Annotated in this window: 2 protein-coding genes; both read left to right on the forward strand. The window is 66.4% G+C overall.

Annotated features, from left to right (window positions below; translation table 11 throughout):
* Positions 1 to 54 precede the first annotated feature (54 nt).
* Positions 55 to 1,722, forward strand: coding sequence for an AMP-binding protein (locus ACNJ7K_RS27530; RefSeq protein ID WP_229565304.1), 1,668 nt, complete (start codon positions 55 to 57; stop codon positions 1,720 to 1,722).
* A gap of 146 nt (positions 1,723 to 1,868) precedes the next feature.
* Entirely contained in the window at positions 1,869 to 2,138 is a 270-nt protein-coding gene (locus ACNJ7K_RS27535) for a GlsB/YeaQ/YmgE family stress response membrane protein (protein WP_059383259.1), read from the forward strand.
* The last annotated feature ends 49 nt before the right edge of the window (positions 2,139 to 2,187 follow it).

A 2,187-nucleotide genomic window follows, 5' to 3' on the forward strand; every position in this document is an offset into this window, starting at 1 on the left:
GCAGCCCGACGACCGCCACCACAGCCGTATCCCCGTCTCGTGAAGGAGAATGCGATGTCCGGCCTCGACGTCGACCGTCTGCCCAGCTATGCCCAGGGTGCCTGGGACGTCCCGCTGCTCGGCGACACCATCGGCGACAACCTCGACCGCACCGCCGCCCGCTTCGGCGACCGTGAGGCGCTCGTCGATTCCGCCGCCGGAAAACGCTGGAGTTACAGCGAATTCGTCGCGGACGTCGACGCGTTCGCGCTCGGTATGCTGCGGGCGGGCATCACCAAGGGCGACCGCGTCGGCATCTGGGCACCCAACTGCTGGCAGTGGGTGCTCGTACAGTACGCGACCGCGAAGATCGGAGCGATCCTCGTCAACATCAACCCGGCCTACCGCTCGCACGAGCTGCAGTACGTCCTCGAACAGGCCGGTGTGCGGATGCTGGTGTCCGCCCCGACGTTCAAGACCTCCGACTACGCGCAGATGATCGAGACCGTACGGCCCAACTGCCCCGACCTCGAGGACGTCGTCCTGCTCGACTCGCCGCGGTGGGACGAACTCGTCGACTCCGGCCGCGCCGCGCTCACCGAGGACCGGGCACCGCTCGACGCGGCCCAGGCCTCGTTGTCGCCCGACGATCCGATCAACATCCAGTACACCTCGGGCACCACCGGTTTCCCCAAGGGCGCCACCCTCAGTCACCACAACGTGCTCAACAACGGCTTCTTCGTCGGCGAGCTGTGCCACTACACCGAACGCGACCGGGTCTGCATCCCCGTCCCGCTGTACCACTGCTTCGGGATGACGATGGGCAATCTCGCGTGCACGAGTCACGGCGCGACCATCGTGCTGCCGGCGCCGGGCTTCGATCCCGCCGCGACGCTGAGCGCCGTCGCCGAGGAGAAGTGCACGTCGCTGTACGGCGTGCCGACGATGTTCATCGCCGAACTGGCCGACCCGGGATTCGACAACTACGACCTGTCGAGCCTGCGCACCGGCATCATGGCGGGATCACCGTGCCCGGTGGAGGTGATGAAGCAGGTCATCGACCGGATGGGCATGAGCGAGGTCTCCATCTGCTACGGCATGACCGAGACCTCCCCGGTCTCGACGCAGACCCGCAGCGACGACAGCATCGAGCGGCGCGTGAGCACCGTCGGTCGTGTCGGCCCGCATCTCGAGGTCAAGATCGTCGACCCCGTCACCGGACTGACGGTGCCGCGCGGCGAACCCGGCGAACTGTGCACCCGCGGTTACTCGGTGATGCTCGGCTACTGGGATCAGCCCGACAAGACCGCCGAGGCGATCGACGCGGCCCGATGGATGCACACCGGCGACATCGGCGTCATGGACGAGGACGGGTACGTCTCGGTGACGGGCCGGATCAAGGACATGGTCATCCGGGGTGGGGAGAACATCTACCCCCGCGAGATCGAGGAATTCCTCTACACCCACCCGGACATCCTCGACGCCCAGGTCGTCGGCGTGCCCGACACGAAGTACGGCGAGGAACTGATGGCGTGGATCCGGATGCGCGAAGGCGCGGAGCCGCTCGACGCCGAGTCGCTCCGGGCGTTCTGCACCGGGAAACTCGCCCACTACAAGATCCCGCGTTACGTGCACGTGGTCGACGAGTTCCCGATGACGGTGACCGGAAAGGTCCGCAAGGTGGAGATGCGCGAGCAGGCGATCGCGCTGCTCGCGGCGGCCGGAGCAGACGGGGGCCGGTGAGATCCCGGCCTGCCGGAGAAGGAAATTCACCCGGAAGGGACGTCGATTCGGCCTCCGCGTGCGCTGTTCATGATCGACACTGAGGAGGTACATGGTCGTCGAGGTTGCGCCGCCCGCAGGTGCGGCGCCGAACAGAGAGGCTCACCATGGGACAAATCATCGGCACCATCATCTTCGGCGCAGTCATCGGCATCCTCGCCCGGTTGGTGATCCCGGGTAAGCAGGCGATGGGCATGATCATCACGATCATCATCGGCATCATCGGCGCGCTGATCGGCTACTGGATCTGGGGGATGATCTCGTCCGAAGGCAACGAGGACACCTCCGGCATCGACTGGATCCGCTGGATCATCTCCATTGCCGTCGCGGTGGTTCTCACTCTCATCTACACCTCTGCGACGCGCGAGAGGAGATAGCCGAGAGCCCGTCGCGCGGGGCTCCGCCCGGACGACCGGGAGGTGGTGC

The organism is Rhodococcus shunpengi, assembly GCF_048381395.1.
In the GTDB taxonomy this organism is placed as follows: domain Bacteria; phylum Actinomycetota; class Actinomycetes; order Mycobacteriales; family Mycobacteriaceae; genus Rhodococcus.

Excerpts from the sequence above, each read along its gene's own strand:
- ACNJ7K_RS27530 (WP_229565304.1), top strand. The coding sequence starts at position 55 with ATGTCCGGCCTCGACGTCGACCGTCTGCCCAGCTATGCCCAGGGTGCC.
- ACNJ7K_RS27535 (WP_059383259.1), top strand. The coding sequence starts at position 1,869 with ATGGGACAAATCATCGGCACCATCATCTTCGGCGCAGTCATCGGCATC.